16 protein-coding genes, 1 tRNA gene and 1 pseudogene are annotated in these 15,653 nt (G+C 66.3%); 11 read left to right on the top strand and 7 right to left on the bottom strand.

What is annotated here, in order from left to right:
* Positions 1–6: 6 nt before the first annotated feature.
* Positions 7–357 (bottom strand): response regulator, encoded by a 351-nt coding sequence (locus SCA01S_RS17205; protein ID WP_158271983.1) that lies wholly within the window; start codon positions 355–357, stop codon positions 7–9.
* Positions 358–580: 223 nt separating this feature from the next.
* Here SCA01S_RS17205 and SCA01S_RS17200 point away from each other — a divergent pair, with 223 nt between their 5' ends.
* The 4 genes from SCA01S_RS17200 to SCA01S_RS17185 all read left to right on the top strand — a co-directional run bounded on the left by SCA01S_RS17200 (position 581) and on the right by SCA01S_RS17185 (position 5,771).
* On the top strand, positions 581–1,336 hold the full coding sequence (locus SCA01S_RS17200; RefSeq protein ID WP_245652739.1) for a TonB family protein: 756 nt from the start codon (positions 581–583) through the stop codon (positions 1,334–1,336).
* A gap of 281 nt (positions 1,337–1,617) precedes the next feature.
* Complete coding sequence (locus tag SCA01S_RS17195; RefSeq protein WP_369405415.1) at positions 1,618–3,951, top strand: glycosyltransferase family 4 protein; 2,334 nt, start codon at positions 1,618–1,620, stop codon at positions 3,949–3,951.
* Between the two features lie 52 nt (positions 3,952–4,003).
* Positions 4,004–5,281, top strand: coding sequence for a glycoside hydrolase family 130 protein (locus SCA01S_RS17190; protein WP_062787825.1), 1,278 nt, complete (start codon positions 4,004–4,006; stop codon positions 5,279–5,281).
* A gap of 43 nt (positions 5,282–5,324) precedes the next feature.
* The gene (locus SCA01S_RS17185; RefSeq protein ID WP_022677479.1) at positions 5,325–5,771 is read left to right on the top strand and encodes a DUF2721 domain-containing protein; all 447 of its coding nucleotides are present in this window, start codon (positions 5,325–5,327) and stop codon (positions 5,769–5,771) included.
* 47 nt (positions 5,772–5,818) lie between these two features.
* On the opposite strand, the gene SCA01S_RS17180 is transcribed toward SCA01S_RS17185, so the two are convergent.
* The 3 genes from SCA01S_RS17180 to SCA01S_RS17170 form a co-directional block, all read right to left on the bottom strand.
* Positions 5,819–6,127, bottom strand: coding sequence for a polyhydroxyalkanoic acid system family protein (locus SCA01S_RS17180; protein ID WP_022677478.1), 309 nt, complete (start codon positions 6,125–6,127; stop codon positions 5,819–5,821).
* On the bottom strand, positions 6,124–6,903 hold the full coding sequence (locus SCA01S_RS17175; protein ID WP_245652735.1) for a hypothetical protein: 780 nt from the start codon (positions 6,901–6,903) through the stop codon (positions 6,124–6,126). Before SCA01S_RS17175 ends, SCA01S_RS17180 begins: the two co-directional genes overlap by 4 nt.
* A gap of 184 nt (positions 6,904–7,087) precedes the next feature.
* A complete protein-coding gene (locus SCA01S_RS17170) occupies positions 7,088–8,302 on the bottom strand; it encodes a toxic anion resistance protein (RefSeq protein WP_062787788.1) in 1,215 nt (404 codons plus the stop codon).
* A gap of 182 nt (positions 8,303–8,484) precedes the next feature.
* Between SCA01S_RS17170 and SCA01S_RS17165 the strand changes: the two genes are divergently transcribed.
* Complete coding sequence (locus tag SCA01S_RS17165) at positions 8,485–9,228, top strand: SDR family NAD(P)-dependent oxidoreductase (protein ID WP_062787786.1); 744 nt, start codon at positions 8,485–8,487, stop codon at positions 9,226–9,228.
* A 117-nt stretch (positions 9,229–9,345) separates the two neighbouring features.
* Here SCA01S_RS17165 and SCA01S_RS17160 read toward each other — a convergent pair whose 3' ends face one another.
* A complete protein-coding gene (locus tag SCA01S_RS17160) occupies positions 9,346–11,103 on the bottom strand; it encodes a fatty acyl-AMP ligase (protein ID WP_054132069.1) in 1,758 nt (585 codons plus the stop codon).
* A 193-nt stretch (positions 11,104–11,296) separates the two neighbouring features.
* On the opposite strand from SCA01S_RS17160, the gene SCA01S_RS17155 reads away from it, so the two are divergent.
* From SCA01S_RS17155 to SCA01S_RS22860, 4 genes and pseudogenes are all read left to right on the top strand, one after another.
* A complete protein-coding gene (locus tag SCA01S_RS17155) occupies positions 11,297–11,875 on the top strand; it encodes a RecX family transcriptional regulator (RefSeq protein ID WP_054132131.1) in 579 nt (192 codons plus the stop codon).
* Positions 11,859–12,380, top strand: coding sequence for a DUF192 domain-containing protein (locus tag SCA01S_RS17150; protein ID WP_028657556.1), 522 nt, complete (start codon positions 11,859–11,861; stop codon positions 12,378–12,380). The genes SCA01S_RS17155 and SCA01S_RS17150 overlap by 17 nt, the downstream gene beginning before the upstream one ends.
* Positions 12,381–12,496: 116 nt before the next feature.
* A complete protein-coding gene (locus SCA01S_RS17145; RefSeq protein WP_022675162.1) occupies positions 12,497–12,910 on the top strand; it encodes an NADH:ubiquinone oxidoreductase subunit NDUFA12 in 414 nt (137 codons plus the stop codon).
* A pseudogene (locus SCA01S_RS22860) lies at positions 12,910–13,329 on the top strand (DUF2155 domain-containing protein); the annotation flags it as partial. The gene SCA01S_RS17145 and the pseudogene SCA01S_RS22860, both read left to right, overlap by 1 nt.
* Before the next feature lie 35 nt (positions 13,330–13,364).
* On the opposite strand, the gene aat reads toward SCA01S_RS22860, so the two are convergent.
* Positions 13,365–14,171 carry a leucyl/phenylalanyl-tRNA--protein transferase gene (gene aat / locus SCA01S_RS21900; protein WP_171794976.1) on the bottom strand — a complete coding sequence of 269 codons (807 nt, stop codon included), beginning with the start codon at positions 14,169–14,171 and terminating at the stop codon, positions 13,365–13,367.
* Between the two features lie 69 nt (positions 14,172–14,240).
* Between aat and SCA01S_RS17135 the strand changes: the two genes are divergently transcribed.
* Positions 14,241–14,316 (top strand) — tRNA-Trp (locus SCA01S_RS17135).
* 81 nt (positions 14,317–14,397) lie between these two features.
* Here the strand turns inward: SCA01S_RS17135 and SCA01S_RS17130 are convergent.
* On the bottom strand, positions 14,398–14,952 hold the full coding sequence (locus SCA01S_RS17130; RefSeq protein ID WP_062787784.1) for a hypothetical protein: 555 nt from the start codon (positions 14,950–14,952) through the stop codon (positions 14,398–14,400).
* Between the two features lie 493 nt (positions 14,953–15,445).
* Between SCA01S_RS17130 and secE the strand changes: the two genes are divergently transcribed.
* A complete protein-coding gene (gene secE, locus SCA01S_RS17125) occupies positions 15,446–15,640 on the top strand; it encodes a preprotein translocase subunit SecE (RefSeq protein WP_022675304.1) in 195 nt (64 codons plus the stop codon).
* The last annotated feature ends 13 nt before the right edge of the window (positions 15,641–15,653 follow it).

Below are 15,653 nucleotides of genomic sequence, written 5' to 3'. Positions count from 1 at the left end.
GGCGGCTCAGCGCGCGTCAGCCAGCGTGGACAGCGCCTCGCGCAGCGCTTCGAGGCTGACCGGCTTGGGCAGCATCGGCGCTTCGGGCGCGCCGGCATCGGGATCGAACGAGGCATGCCCCGACAGATAAAAGAACGGCGTGCCTTCCTCGCGCAGGCGCAGCGCTACTGGCACCGAGGTGGTGTCGCTGCCCAGTGAAAAATCGAGCAGGGCGGCATCGACCGGGCCTTCGTCCAGCGCGGAGAGCGCCTGGTCCACCGTGGCCACTGCCGTTACCTTGTCATGGCCGAGGTCTGCCAGGTTTTCCTCCAGCAGCATTGCGAGCAGGGGCTCGTCCTCGACAACCAGAATTCTCATCATTGCAATCCTTGGTGGCGTTTGTTGGTGCCGGGCGCGAAGGCGCGGCACAACGCCAATTCCACAAAACCCTACCCCATCTGCGGCATACGCGAAACTGCCGATGATACGAATAGCGTTGCATCCAGGGGGTCTATCCCCTGATTGCAACGCTTTGGCCCGTTTTTCGCCCGGATCATGCCCTTGGGAACCAGCGCGATGCGCCAGGGATTATGGCTTGGCCATGGCCCCGCGCGCGATTCGTTTTCCTTACGAGACCTTCGGTCAGGATGTCCGCTGGCAGCGCCAGCTGTTGATCGGCGGCGTGGTTGCGCTGCTCCATGTCGGCCTGATTCTGGCGCTGGTGCACGGCCTGGCTGGGGGCATTGGCGCGCTGCGCCTGCCCGATCCGGCATTCGTGCTCTACGCTCCGCCCGAACCCACACCCACGCCCACCCCGCCGCCCAGCAGCAGCATGCGGCAAAGCCATGCCGCTTCGGGGGCTGCCGGGGCGATGGGGCGCAAGGCGCGGCCCAAAGAAATCATTGCCCCACCGCCCCGCATCGTTATCCCGGCCTTGCCGGCCGCCCCGGTGGCGGGGACTGGCGACGCGGCACGGTCCGGCGCCGGCCCCACTGGCACGGGCAACGGCGGCGCCGTCGCGGGCTCGGGAACGGGTAGCGGCGCTGCCGGCAATGGTGATGGCGGTGGCGCGGCACAGCGCGTGGCCAAGATCGCCGGAGACATCACCGCCGCGCGCGATTATCCCGCCGCCGGCCGCGCCGATCGTGCCGGCCGCCAGGTGGTGATCGTGCTGCGGGTGGATACGCAGGGCAATCCGGTGGGGTGCCGCGTGCAACAGGCCAGCGGCAACGACGAAGCTGATGCCATCACCTGCCGCCTGGCTATGCAGCGCTTCCGCTTCCGCCCGGCGCGCGATGCGCAAGGCCAGGCGATAGAAGCCGAATATGGCTGGCGCCAACGCTGGTGGGCGCCCTAACATGTGTTAGCGTGGCGCGGAAACCTTGTTGTTTTTGCAGCGCCGCACCTGTGAGTCGCCTTTTTTCAGCGACAAAATCAGCACGTAACGTGACGATGACGTTGCGGCGCAATGCAACTTTATCCCGGTTCCATCGTTGGTTCATCGAACAGACATATTCGGGGCGAGCCAGCCAGATGACACGTGACCTTTCCACTTCCTTGCGGCGCGCCACCCCTGTTGCAGGGGCCGTGCTTGATTTCTTCGGTACCGATGCAGCTTCCCGTGCACCCGCCCGCCGCGTGGCGCTGATTGGGGGCTTCGCGCCGCGCAAGTGCGGCATTGCCACGTTTACCACTGACGTGTTCGAGCAGCTGGGGCTGCATCACCCCGAGCTGTCGGTCGACCTGCATGTCATCGACAGCCCGACCGAGCCGCTGCCCTATCCCGATGCGCGCAGCGTGATCCGGGCCGATCAGCCCGAAGACTATCGCATTGCCGCGCGGCGCATCAACGAGGACGCCGTCGATGCGGTGTGGCTTCAGCATGAATATGGCATCTTTGGCGGCGAAGCTGGCGCCATGGTGCTCGAACTGCTCGATCGCGTGGCCGCGCCTCTGATCGTGACGCTGCACACCGTGCTGGCCAGCCCTTCTGCCGAGCAGCGCGCGGTGCTCGATCATATCCTCGATCGCGCCAGCGGCGTCATGGTCATGAGCGAACATGGCCGCGATGTTCTGGCCGCGGTCTATGGCGTCGATCCCAAGCGGGTTACCGTGATTGCCCACGGCGCACCCGATCGCCCGTTCGGGCGCCATGCCCAGTTCAAGGCCCGCGCTGGCCTTGAAGGTAAGAACGTGATCATGACCTTTGGCCTTTTGGGCCAAGGCAAGGGCCTGGAAACCGCGATCGAGGCCTTGCCGGCGATCGTCGCGGCACACCCCAACACGGTGTATCGCATTGTCGGCGCGACGCATCCCAACCTGGTTGCCGCAGAAGGCGAAGCCTATCGCGACAGCCTGATGGACCTGGCGCGCCAGCTGGGCGTGGCCGATCACGTGCTGTGGGAAAATCGCTTCCTCGAAACCGGCGAACTGCTTGACCAGCTTGAAGCCTGCGACATCTACCTCACGCCTTATCCCAACCTGCAGCAGTCCACCTCGGGCACGCTGAGCTATGCCGTGGCGCTGGGCAAGGCGGTGGTTTCCACGCCTTATCTTCACGCGCGTGAACTTCTCGCCGATGGCGTAGGCGCGCTGGTGCCGCCGCGCTCGGCGCAGGCGCTGGCGGATGCCGTCAACGCGTTGCTGGGTGATCCTGCGGCGCTCGATGCCATGCAGCGCCGCGCCTATGCGCGTGGCCGCGAAACGATCTGGCCGCGCTTTGCCGAAAGCTGCGCCCAGCTGGTCAACACCGTGGCCGCCACCGCGCCGCAGCTGCCGCCGTTGACCGCCACGCCGGGCACCAGCGGGGTCTGGGCGATGTGTGACAGCACCGGCATGTTGCAGCATGCAATCGGCGTGGTGCCCGATCGCCGCCATGGCTACTGCCTGGATGACAATGTCCGCGCGCTGATGCTGATGGGTGTGGCCGATAGCATTCCCCTGGCCGAGCGCCAGCGCTGGGCCACGGTCTTCGCCTCGTTCGTCCAGCACGCCTGGAATCCCGAGGCAGGCCGCTTCCGCAACTTCATGGCGTTCGACCGTTCCTGGTGCGAAGACGTCGGCTCGGAAGACAGCAATGGCCGCGCGCTGTGGGCCTTGGGCCATGCCGTGGCCCACGCGCCGGACGCAGGCCTGCGCGCATGGGCGCGGCAGTGGTATGACATCGTGCTCGATCCGCTGGGCAGCGTCGAATACCCGCGCAGTATTGCCTTTGCCGTTCTCGGCGCGGCGCAGGTTCTGGCGGTGGAGCCCGATCACCGTCCCAGCCGGGAGTTGGTCGAACGCGGCGGCGCGGTGCTTCATGCCTTGCTGGCCGAAGGGCGGCGCCCCGATTGGGCGTGGTTCGAAGCCATGCTGGGCTATGACAATCCGCGCCTGCCCGAAGCGCTGATTCGTGCAGGCCATCTCATGAACCGGGCAGACTGGCTGGAAAGCGGGCTGGAAGCCTTGCGGTTCATCGTGGCGCAACAGACCACTGCCACAGGTCAGTTTCGTGCGATTGGTTCGGAAACCTTCACCCCGCCTCATGCCGTATCTTATGAAGCCAAGCCATTCGACCAGCAGCCGCTGGAAGCCTGGGCCGCGGTGGAAGCATGCGCGGCAGCCTGGCAGGCCGAAGCCAGCCGGGACGAGCACGGTGCCCGCGGCGCGTCGCAAGCGCTGTGGCGCAGCCATGCCCAGGCCGCCTATCGCTGGTTCCTGGGCGCAAACGACCGTGCCCAGCCGCTCGGCGATCTGGCTAGCGGGCGGTGTCGCGATGGCATTACCCCGCGCGGCATCAATGCCAATTGCGGCGCCGAATCAATCCTGGCATTCCAGCTGGCACATTATGCGCTTGCCGAGTTGGAACGGGCCAGCGGCCCGCGCGTTGGCAGCGAAACCGCAGCCCTTGGCCAATCGTTTGGCCCATCCAGCAAGGTAAGGAGTGTCCTTGGCGACCGAGCCTACAAATCCCAGTCTCACGCCAGCTGACACGGTGGCGGCCAACCCTGTGGGAACGCGCCCCGATGGGGTGGGCAATGGCCTGCGCATTCTTGAGCAACGGCTTCATGCCGATCCGTCACGCGTCGTGCTGCGGCCCTTTCATCTGGGCTGGCAGGGCGGCGCGGGCGGCGGCTCGCGTGCGGCGCGCCTGGTAGAGGATGTCCTCTCGCTGGGCGAGGCCGAGGCGGCCGAGGAATATGCCCGCGTCCTCCACGATTTCGAGGAACGCCACTGGCAGACGGAGCAGCTGTTCGAGGAACGCTATGCCGAAGTGCGCCAGGCGCTCGACCTTGACGATGATGCCATTCCGCCCGTACGCCGGCGCCTGATCGGCGCCTATTTCTGCCACGAATATACTTATGCTGCGGCAGCCTTGATGAATCCGTCGATCGTGCCCCATCCCGATCAATCGGGCATGCTCGATGGTGCGGTGCGCTTTGTCATGAGCCTGCGGGCGGTGGGCGAAGGGCATATCAGCTCGATCGTGTTCCGTGAGGGCGTGGCCAATGCCGACGGCACGTTCCAGCTGTGGCCGCAAAGCGCGTTTGCCACGGCCATGCTGCCCGACGCCAGCACTCCGCCCGCCGGTGACCAGATCGTGGCCTTGCATCGCCATGCCGAAAGCACCCTGTCGAACAGCGTGATCTTCCCCGTGACCGAGCAGCAGCGCGGCGGGCTGGAAGACCTGCGGCTGGTGCGGTTCGATCACGGCGGCGGCGATTACGAATGGATCGGCACCTATACCGCCTATTCGGGCAGCTCGATCCGCTCGGAGCTGCTGCGCACGCGCGATTTTCGCCGCTTCGGGCTTGAGCCGATCCAGGGCCGCGCCGGGCGCAACAAGGGCATGGCGCTGTTTCCCCAGGCGATCGACGGGCGCTATGCCATGGTCGGGCGCCAGGATGGCAAGAACCTGTTCCTGCTCCGCTCAGACCGGCTGGATTGCTGGGACGATGATGGCGTCTTGCTGATGGAGCCGAAATTCCCGTGGGAATTCGTGCAGATCGGCAATTGCGGCAGCCCGATCCTCACCGATCAGGGCTGGCTTCTGCTTACCCATGGCGTAGGCGCCATGCGCAAGTATGCGCTGGGCTGCGCGTTGCTCGATCGCGATGACCCTTCGCGCGTGATCGCGCGCAGCAAGGTGCCGCTGCTCACCGCCATTGATGCCGATCGCTATGGCTACGTGCCCAACGTGGTCTATACCTGCGGCGCGCTGATGGTGGAGGATAACCTGCTGGTGCCCTACGGTATTTCCGATAGCGCGGTGGGTTTCGCCACGATCGGCGTGGATGATATCCTCGATCTGATGGAATGACCGTGCTTGCCAGTGCCGCGTTCTTGGCCGCAAGAGGGACGGCATGATCGCGCAAACCATCCAGCTGTCGCTCGCCCCGGTCTTCGTGCTGGTGGCGATCGGCAATATCATGAACATCCTCACCACGCGGCTGGGACGCATCGTCGATCGGTCACGCCACTTGCAGCAGCTGCATGCCGAAACCACCGGCGTGGCGCACGATGCCGTGGTGGTGGAAATGCGCTATGTCGATCGGCGCATCCAGCTGATCGGCCGCGCGCTCCTGCTGCTGGTGCTCTCGGGCCTGGGCATCGGGGTGACGGTGGGCTCGCTGTTCTTCAACCAGATCACCGGCATCGCGCATCTGGGCGATGTCACGGCGACCACGTTCTTCATCGCCATTGCGCTGTTGATGGTGGCGCTGATCTATCTGCTGCTGGAAACGCGGCTGGTCGCCAGCACCCTGCGCCTGCCGCCCGAGTTTCTCGAACTGGAACGCAAGGACCTGTGAACAATCGCTGCCGAACGCACGAGGTTCGGCAGCGATATGGCCCGGTATCAGGCCAGCAGCTTTTCGCCCTTTTCGCGGATCATCCCCTCGATCATGCCACGGGCAAAGCCAAGCCCGGCGGGAATGTCCACGTCAAACAGCACCTGGGTATCTTCCAGCGTCACCTGGCTGGGGATGGTAAAGCCCATGGCCGATACCGTCATGGTCAGGTGATCGGCATCGTTCCACTGCGTTTCGACCTGGGCCATGCCGCCGATCAATTCGCTGGCCTTGCCCGAGGCATCGCCCAGGCGGGCCTGCATGCGCGCGCGGACCTCGTCCTTGCCAAGGGAATGGGGCAGGGCAATTTGCATCATGTCTTCTCCACTGGCGGAACAAGGCGCACGGGGAGCGCGCCGTTGTCGGCCAAAGCATCGCCTTCCAGCGCATCGCCATAGCGATAGTCAAGATAGCGGCCGCGCACGGCCAGGGCATCGATGTCTCCGGCGGCAAGCTGGCGGGTGATCTGGTCGATCTCGCCACTGATGCGGGCCAGGCCATCGGCCAATTGCTGATCAGCATTGCGGCCGCCGCGCTCTTCCTGGCGCAGATGGGTCGGGATGCGCCGCCAGCTTTCGACCATGCCGGGCAGATGCTCCCCCACCAGGCTGCGCACTTCGGCCACGGCCGGCTGGCTGGCATCGATCCCTTCCAACTGCGCGCCCAGCCCATCGAGCTGTGCGCCGATCTGATCCACCAGCCGCACCGCCGGGGCGGGCAGGGCCGGTGCCTGCGCTTCCAGCCACAATTGCGTGCGGCCCACCATGGTGCGCACGTCACCGCGGTTGATCGTGGCAAGGTCCGGCACCTTGAGCCGGGGATAGGTGGCAAAGAAACCCACCACGCCGATCACCGCCAGCACCGTCAGCAACAGCCCTACCAGGCCGATCCCGTCGATCACCAGGCCCAGCGCCATCGCCGCGACCAGCACCACGCCCACCGCCATCGCGATGCGCGCGGCCTTCTTGGCCACATGCTGCCGCTTGAGTTCGGCCGAGCGCAAGCCGATCGACCGCCGCCGCCCGCCGGCGCGCTGATGCGCCAGGCTGGCGCGCGCGGCGCGCAGGATTTGGTCGGATTGCGATGCAGTCATGGTTTGGCCTGTCTTGAGGAAGTGTCGGTTCTGGGTTTCCACCACCCCCCGACCCCCTCCTCTGAAGAGGAGGGGGAGAAGAGTGGTAAAAGCCCCTCCTCTGACGAAGACGGGGAGAAAGGACGCAAAAGCCCCCTCCTCTTCAGAGGAGGGGGTTGGGGGTGGTGGAAACCTGAAGCTGCCATCACCCCTCCAGGCTCAACAGCGAGGGTGCGCTGGCCTGGGGGGTGTTCTTGGCCGCGCCTTCGGCCCGCGCGATATAGCCCTTGGACTTTTCCACTTCGCCCGAAAGTGTGTCCACCGTCTGCTTCATGGCGTCGAGCGCCTTGAGCTTGAAGGTGTCGATCGTGTCCATCGTGTCATAGATGTTCTGGAACGCGCGCTGCAGGGTTTCCAGGGGGATCGTGCTGGACGCCGCCATTTCGTGGATACGCCCGGTCTGCTCGCGCAGCAGCTTGCCGGTGGAATCGATGATATTGGCCGTGGTGGTGTTGAGCGCGGTGATCTGCTCCAGCACCAGGCGCTGATTGGTCATCGCCTGCGCCACGGTCACGGCGGTGCGCAGCGCGGCCACCGTGGTGGTGCTGGCGCGGTCCACGCCCTTGACCAGTTCGACATTGTTCTTCTTGACCAGGTCCAGCGCCAGATAGCCCTGCACGGTCACCGCCATCTGCGTCAGCAGATCCTGCAGACGCTGGCGGGTATAGAACAGCGCGCTTTCGCGGATCGCCTTGGCCTTGGCCGGGTCGGTATGATCGAGATCGGCGGCGGCATCTTCCAGCTTGGTATCGAGCAGGCGGGCGATGGTGATCATCTGCTCCAGCTGGCCCATCCCCTCCCACAGCTTCTGCCGCTCCACATCGATCGCGGCATTGTCCATCAACAGCTCGTCCTTGCCGGCGGCCAGCCGTTCCAGGATCGCCTTGATATGGCCTTGCGCGGAAACATAGCCGTCGAAATACTTCTTCATGCTGTTGCCAAAGGGGATGATGCCCAGGATCTTGCGCCCCGAAGACAGGTTGCCCTTGCGCGCCGGGTCCAGCTCTTCGATCGTTCGGCGCAGCTGCGCCAGGTCGGCACCGACCCCCGAATCCTTGTCCATCGCGCGGATCGGGCGATCGAGGAAGCGGTTGGACATGCCCGCCGCCTGGGCGATTTCCTTGCGGCCCATCGCCGTCAACTGGTCCACCCGCTTGCCGAATTCGGGGCTGGCCGCGTCCTGGGCCAGCAGTTCGGTGACAAAGGCGTCGGCCTTGGCCTCCAGCTTGCCGCGCGTTTCCTCGGCCACGGGCACCAGCCCGGCGGCCTGCTGCGGGGCCACGACCGGCACGGGATCGGGCGGGGTCAGCGTAATACCGGGCGCCTGCTCTGCGGTGGTGGTCGAAGGGGTCGATGCCATGACGCGGTCCTGTCTTTTCCTCTGCGGATCGGGAGCTTGCCCTCCGCGCGTGGAAGATGGCCCCGGCCCGCGCGCTGCGCAAGGCGCTATTCCGATGAACGGCCCATGCGTTTCGCCCGGCGGCGCAGGCGTGCCCTTTCTGCCCGCTCGACAGCCAGAGCCAGGGCGCGCAGGCTTTGCCCATGACAGTACACGATGAGCAAGCGCGGGGCCGCCATGTGGCAGTGTTCGGTGCATCGGGTGGCATCGGCGCCGCGCTGGTGGCGGCGCTGGCCGGGCAAGACGATGTGGCCGTGGTCCATGCCGGCGCCCGCCGCCCCGTTGCCGCCACTGCCAAGGTGCGGCCCTTCACCTTCGACTATGATGATGAAGCCAGCGTGGCGCAGGCTTGCACCGCGCTGGCGCAGCAAGGCCCGCTCGACATGGTGCTGGTCGCCACCGGGCAATTGACGCTGCCCGATGGCACACCGCCCGAGAAAAGCGTGCGGTCTCTGGGCCAGGCGGCGCTGGCCCAGCAGTTTGCCGTCAATGCCATCGGCCCGGCGCTGATCATGGCCCATGTCCCGGCCCTGCTGCCCCGCGATCGGCGCGGCGTGTTTGGCGTGCTTTCGGCGCGGGTCGGCTCGATCTCCGACAATCGCCTGGGCGGCTGGCACGGCTATCGCGCGGCCAAGGCGGCGCTCAACATGCTGCTGCGCGGGCTGGCGATCGAACTGGCCCGCAGCCATCCGCAGGCCGTGGCTGCCGCGCTTCATCCCGGCACGGTAGACACGGCGCTGTCTGCCCCGTTCCAGCGCGGGGTAAAGCCTGAAAAGCTGTTTAGCCCAGATTATTCGGCCGGTGCCCTGCTGCATGTGCTGGAGCGGCTCGGCCCGGCCGACAGCGGCAAGCTGTGGGCGTGGGATGGGGCGGAAATTCCGTTTTGAGCTGAGCTACAAGCCCTCCCCCCGACCCCCTCCCGCAAGCGGGAGGGGGAGAAGGTCTAGCTCCCCTCCCGCTTGCGGGAGGGGTTGGGGGAGGGCATGTTCCCCCCAAAAAAACGATCAGGCTGCCAGGCTATAGGGCTCGATCTCGCCCGACAGGTACAGCTTCTTGGCTTTGGCGCGGCTCAGCTTGCCCGAACTGGTGCGCGGCAGGGTGCGCGGCGGCACGAGTTCGACCACGCAGTTCATGCCGGTGATCGAGCGTACCTTGTCGCGGATCTGGTCGCGCAGCTTCACCCGTTCTTCCGGGTCCGAGACGCGGCAGTGCACCAGCACGGCCGGGGTTTCCTCGCCATTTTCGGTTTCCACCGAGAACGCGGCAATGTCACCCTGGTGGAAGCCGGGCAGCTGTTCCACTGCCCATTCGATATCCTGCGGCCAGTGGTTCTTGCCATTGATGATGATCATGTCCTTGGCGCGGCCAACGATGAACAGGTAGCCCTGCGCGTTGACGTAACCCATGTCGCCGGTGTCGAGCCAGCCGTCGACCATGCAGGCCGCGGTCGATTCGGGATCGCGGAAATAGGAGTGCATGACCGAGGAGCCGCGGCACCACACCTTGCCGATGTGGTGGTGGGCCAGTTCTTCGCCATTCTCGCCGCGAATCGCCACTTCCATGCCCAGCACGGGCACACCGCAGTTGACGATGGCGCGATAGCGGGCCGGGCGCGACAGATCGCGCGGGCTGCCCGACAGGCGCTCTTCTTCCACCAGTTCCACGCGGATGCCTTCGCCCGGCGGCATGACCGTGACGGCGAGCGTCGCTTCGGCCAGGCCATAGCTGGGCAGGAAGGCGCTGGCCTTGAACCCGGCATCAGCAAAGGCATTGACGAAGCCCTGCATCACGTCGGGGCGGATCATGTCGGCGCCGTTGCCGGCCACGCGCCAGCGCGACAGGTCGAACCGGTCGGCCACGCTGGTCTGGCTGGAAATGCGGCGGGCGCAGATGTCATAGCCAAAGGTCGGCGAATACGACAGCGTGGTGCCCTGGTTGCGGCTGATCAGGTCGAGCCAGGCGAGCGGGCGGCGCGCGAAATCCTCGGTCTTGAGATAATCGACCGAAACCTGGTTGGCGATCGGCGAGAGGAAGCAGCCGACCAGGCCCATGTCGTGATACCACGGCAGCCAGCTGACGCAGCGATCGCCGTCGCCAATGTCCATGCCATGCGAATGGCCGGCCAGGTTGGCGAGCAGCGCGCGGTGCGTAACGGCCACGCCATGGGGAAAGCGGGTGGAGCCGCTGGAATATTGCAGATAGCAGATCGCGTCGGGATCGGCCGTGGGCAGTTCGCCATCGGCCAGCGCGCCTTCGTCGAACGCAGCCCAGCTCAGCCCCGGGCAACCCTGGCGCGCGGCGGCCTGTCCGCACATCTCTGCCAGTTCGCCGGGATAGACCAGCAGGCACGGGTCCGAGCTGGCCAACTGCACAGCGAGCTGGTCGATATAGTTTTCCTTGCCGCCAAAGCTGGTCGGCAGCGGCAGCGGCACCGGCCAGGCACCGGCATAGACCGCGCCGCAGAACAGCGCGGCAAATTCCGGGCCGGTTTCGGCGATCAGCGCCAGCCGGTCACCCGGCTTGACCCCGCGCGCCACCAGGCGACGGGCCGCAACCAGCGCATCGCTGCGCAGCTGGGAAAACGGATAGACCTGCGTGAGCGTGCCGCGCGGATCGTGGAAGTTGAACCCGCGCTCGCCCTGGGCGGCATAGTCCAGCGCATCACAGAACGTGGCAAAATCCGCATAACGGCGCGGCTGCGCATCGTCGTTTGGCGTTGGAACAAGAGCCATCTTCTCTGCGACGGCGGCCGTAACGGTCATGCGGTACCCCAGGTATGGAACAAGATATCGGTCTTAAAACAGTCGGTCTGTGCCGCCACTTCCGCCCAAGGCAGTGAATGGTGGCTGACTGGCTGCGGCTCCTTGCGTGGGCAGCGCCTTGGCGCAAGCCCCCATGGTCAAGAAACCGTAACCCGAGGTTCTCATTTAGTCCGGAGTGTGGCACGAATATGGCGTGAACCGCCCTGATGTACCAGATCGTCGCACACGGCGGCCTCCTCGTCCGCTCGATGCGGCGCTGCTCGATGAACTGGCACTGGGTTACGTCGCCCGCTTTGCCACCAGTACCGGCAAGCTGTCGGCCTATCTCAACCGCAAGCTGCGCGAACGCGGCTGGGATGAAGATGCGCCCAGCCCGCCCGATGTGGCCGCGATCATCGCGCGCATGGCCGACGCGGGCTATGTCAGCGATGAAGGCTATGCGCGCATGCGCGGCGCCAGCTTGCGCCGGCGCGGGCTGGGGGCGCGGCGCATTGCCCAGGATCTGGGCCAGGCCGGCATCGCGCCGGATCTGCGCGAAGAGGCGATGGGTTCGGCCCAGCAGGCCCGCGCCGCCGCGCTGGCCCTGGCGCGCAAGCGGCGGCTTGGCCCGTTCGGCCCGCGCGATGACGATGGGCGGATCGACCCGGCCGTGCGGGAAAAGCAGGTGGCCGTGTTCCTCAGGGCAGGGCACCCCCTTGCCATGGCGCGCGCGCTGGTGAATGCAGCGGGCGAACGCGAAGCGGAAGATTGGGTTTATGACGCAGACGATTAAGACCGGGATGATGGGCGCGGCACTCGCCCTGGCACTGGGCATCATGGCCTGTTCCCCGGCCACGGCCGACGCCGGCCATCACAAGTCCGATGCCATGCCCGCGCCCACCGGCGCGGTCGGCGTCCATCCGATCTCGGGCCTCAAGGTCATTCCCCTGGCGATCGCCACCAAGGGCGGCACCCACCAGTTTCGCGTGGAAGTGGCCGTGACCGGCGAGGAGCAGGAAAAGGGCCTGATGTTCCGCACCGCGATGGGCGCGGACGAAGGCATGATCTTTCCGATGGACCCGCCGCGCATGGCCGCGTTCTGGATGAAGAACACGGTGATCCCGCTCGACATCATCTTCATCGGCCCCAACCACCGCGTGCTCAACGTGGCGGCCAACGCCGTGCCCTATGACCTGAGCCCGCTGCCCTCCACCGGGCCGGCGGCGGCCGTGCTCGAACTCAATGGCGGGCGCGCCGCGCAGATCGGGCTCAAGCCCGGTGACAAGATCGCCTGGTAAACGCCTGAAGGGATCGTCGGCAACGCAGGTGCAACAGCACCCTTGCCGACTCCCCCTTGCAGGGGCTAGGGGCAAGGAAACCCGCTGCGGCGGGCGGCAACTGGAACAAGAGCTTCATGAGCATTCTCGGCAAGATCTTCACCTGGTGGGACGGCGCCACCTTCGGCACCCTGCTCGACAGCGCCCGCAATGGCGAACTCGTGGGCCACGATGCCCAGGGCAACAAGTATTACCGGGCCAAGAAGCCGTATCCCAAGGGACATCCGTTCCAGGGCCGCGAGCGTCGCTGGGTGATCTACAACGGCGCCAACGACGCCAGCCGCGTGCCGGCCGAATGGCATGGCTGGCTGCATGGCACGCTCGATGGCGTGCCGGAAAGCAACCTGCCGCCGCCGCGCATCTGGGAAGTGGAATTCACCCCCAACGCCACGGGCACTGCCGCGGCCTATCGCCCGCAGGGCGCGCTGGAACGCGGTGGCCATCGCGCCGCTGCCACCGGCGATTACGAAGCCTGGTCGCCCGAAGGCTGATGCCTGCCCGCCGCGCGCTGTCGGTTGCGGTCCTGCTGGCCGGCGGCACGCTGTTGCTGGCCGGCTGCAACCACCGCGAGCCGGCCGAAACCGCCCCTCCGGGCGAGGCGACAGCCGCCGCGCCGATGCCGGCGGCCAGCGGCGCGGCCGAAAGCGATTACGGCACCCCGGTCAAGGACCGCGTCGCCACGCTGGGCTTCCTCAACAAGCGCAACAACATCACGCAGGACATCGTGCTGCGTTCGGGCGAGGCGCGGCGCATCGGCAATGCCATCGTGCGCCTGGGCACGTGCGAGCGCACCGCGCCGTGGGAAGACCCGGCCGAAACCGGCGCTTTCGTTCAGCTGTTTGTCGAAGAACGCGCCACCACCGAACAGAAGCTGACCTGGCACAAGGTCTTTTCCGGCTGGCTGTTCAAGAATTCGCCGTCGCTCAACGTCGTCGAGCATCCGGTCTATGATGTCTGGGTCAAGAACTGCGCGATGAAGTTCCCCGGCGAGGAAGACAGCCCAGCCTCGGCCGCTGCGGCCAAGAGCGCGGCAAAGCCTGCCGGCAAGCCCGCCGCCGCCCCTGCGGAAGAGCCCGATGACAACGCCCCGGCCGATGATGCCCCGGTGATGGAAGACGGCGGCACGCCTGCCGATTCGCCCACGCAGTAACGCCCCGCGTCGTCCAGCCGGGCAAGATAATCGGCCTGCGGGATTTCCACCGCCCCCAGCGAGGCCAGGTGCGGGGTGGAAAACTGGCAATCGAGCAAGACCACGCCGGCATGGCGCAGCGCCGCGACCAGCCAGGCCAGCGCCACTTTCGACGCATCGCTTTGCCGGCTGAACATGCTTTCGCCGCAGAATACGCGGGCAAAGCCCACGCCATAAAGCCCGCCCACCAAAGTGCGCCGGCCATCTGGCCCGGTTGCCCAGGTTTCGATCGAATGGGCATGGCCCAGGGTGTGGAGCGTGCGATAGCTTTCGCGGATACGCTGCGAAATCCAGCTGTCCTGCGCGCCATCGCGCGGGGCCGCGCACGAATCGATCACGGCATCGAACGCGGCGTTGCAGGTGACTGTAAAGCGCCCCCGGCGCAGCGTGCGTGCCAGCGAGTGCGAGCAATGAAAGCCATCGAGCGGCAGGATCGCGCGCAGGCGCGGCTCCACCCAATAGACATCGGGATCGTCGCGGCTATCGGCCATGGGAAATATCCCGGCGCGATAGGCCCTGAGCAGCAGATCGGGCGGAATGATGGAATTCACAGGTTGCAACATGATCGTTGAAAATCTTCATCCGCCGGTTGCGCTGCCCGCGTCAACCCATTAAGGGGCCGTCACGAGCACAGGAGCGTAGCTCAGTTGGTAGAGCATCGGTCTCCAAAACCGAGGGCCGTGGGTTCGAGTCCCCCCGCTCCTGCCATCACCACCGCGTGATGGCCATGTGTTGAAAAAGGCCGCAACCCGTTTGGGATGCGGCCTTTTTCATTGGTTCACCGTCGTTTCACAGCCCGCCCGTGGTGCCGCTGGCAGCACCACCCGTGGTGGTGCCCGCGTGGCCGGCCCGGCTTCCCGTGCTACCCGCCGCGCCGCCGCCCAGGGTCGATCCCCCGGTGGCGCCGGTCATCGCCCGGCCCATCGGATCGACCGGGCTGCGCAGCGTGCTGCCCAGCGCGCTTTGCGCTGTGCCGGTTGCGCCGCCCTGGCCGATCGTGGTGCGGCGGCTGGTGCCAAAGCCGCCGGCCATGCCCGTGCTGTTGAGGCTGGTGGCTGCCGGATCGGCAGGCGTGCCCGGCTGGGGGCGGCCCGTACCGTCGCCGCCGGGAGAGCGCACCGGGCCGATGGCGGGGCTCACCCCGGTCATCGGGCCGATGCCGGCGCCGATCGTCGCCCGGCTGCTGACCCCCGGCGGGGTGCCCGGCAGCGGCGTGCGCGAAGTGGTGTCGGTGGTGGCCTGCTGGCCCATGGCTGGCAGGCTGATGGCGGTGCCCAGGATCAGGGCAGCGGTTGCGGCAATGGCGCGCATGGTCGGGCACTCCTTGAGGATGCGTTTGCTCACCTTAACGGATCAATGCCCGCTCGTATCCGAGTCTTTTACGCTGGCGCGCAGCAGGCGCCTTGGGTGCTAGGCGGCGTGGACCAATTCCACAGCGCCACGGCTGGAGGCAAAAACCGCCAGTTCAAGGAGGCGAGGAGGCGGAATATCGGGAATATTGCGCGACGAGCCGACGCGGGAATGGCGGTTTTTGGTCCAGCCCCAAAGGGGTTGCCCTATAAAAGGCCCTGGCAGCGTTGCTCGGCCTTGCGAGAGGCCCACTCTTGCTTCGTCCTCACGCCTCGCCAGGGCCTTTTATAGGGCAACCGTGGCGTTGTGGAATTGGTCCACGCCGCCTAGCCAGCCTGCACCCTTGCCAAGCGGCGCGCTTGGCCCTAGATACGGCGAACTTTCCGACATCGGAGCCCTGACCTGCCCCTCCCGGACCTGTCCGGGGCGGCGATGGCCCCTAGGCGGAAGGGACGAGATTCATTCAGGCAGCGAAGGCAGCACGGCTATGGCCAAGACCAGCCCCGGCGAATTCTTCAATCAGGTGAAGGCAGAGGCGCGCAAGGTGGTGTGGCCCACGCGCCAGGAAACCACCACCACCGCGATTTTCGTGGGCATCATGATGCTGATCCTGGCGGTGTTCTTCCTGGGCATCGACAGCGTGTTCGGCATGATCGTGCAGTGGCTGCTCAAGCTGGCCTGATCCACAAACCTTC

The sequence above is a fragment of the Novosphingobium capsulatum NBRC 12533 genome, assembly GCF_001598375.1.
GTDB classification, from domain to species: Bacteria; Pseudomonadota; Alphaproteobacteria; order Sphingomonadales; family Sphingomonadaceae; genus Novosphingobium; species Novosphingobium capsulatum.
The sequence above is the reverse complement of the archived record's forward strand: the minus strand, read 5'-3'. Positions and strand labels throughout refer to the sequence as shown.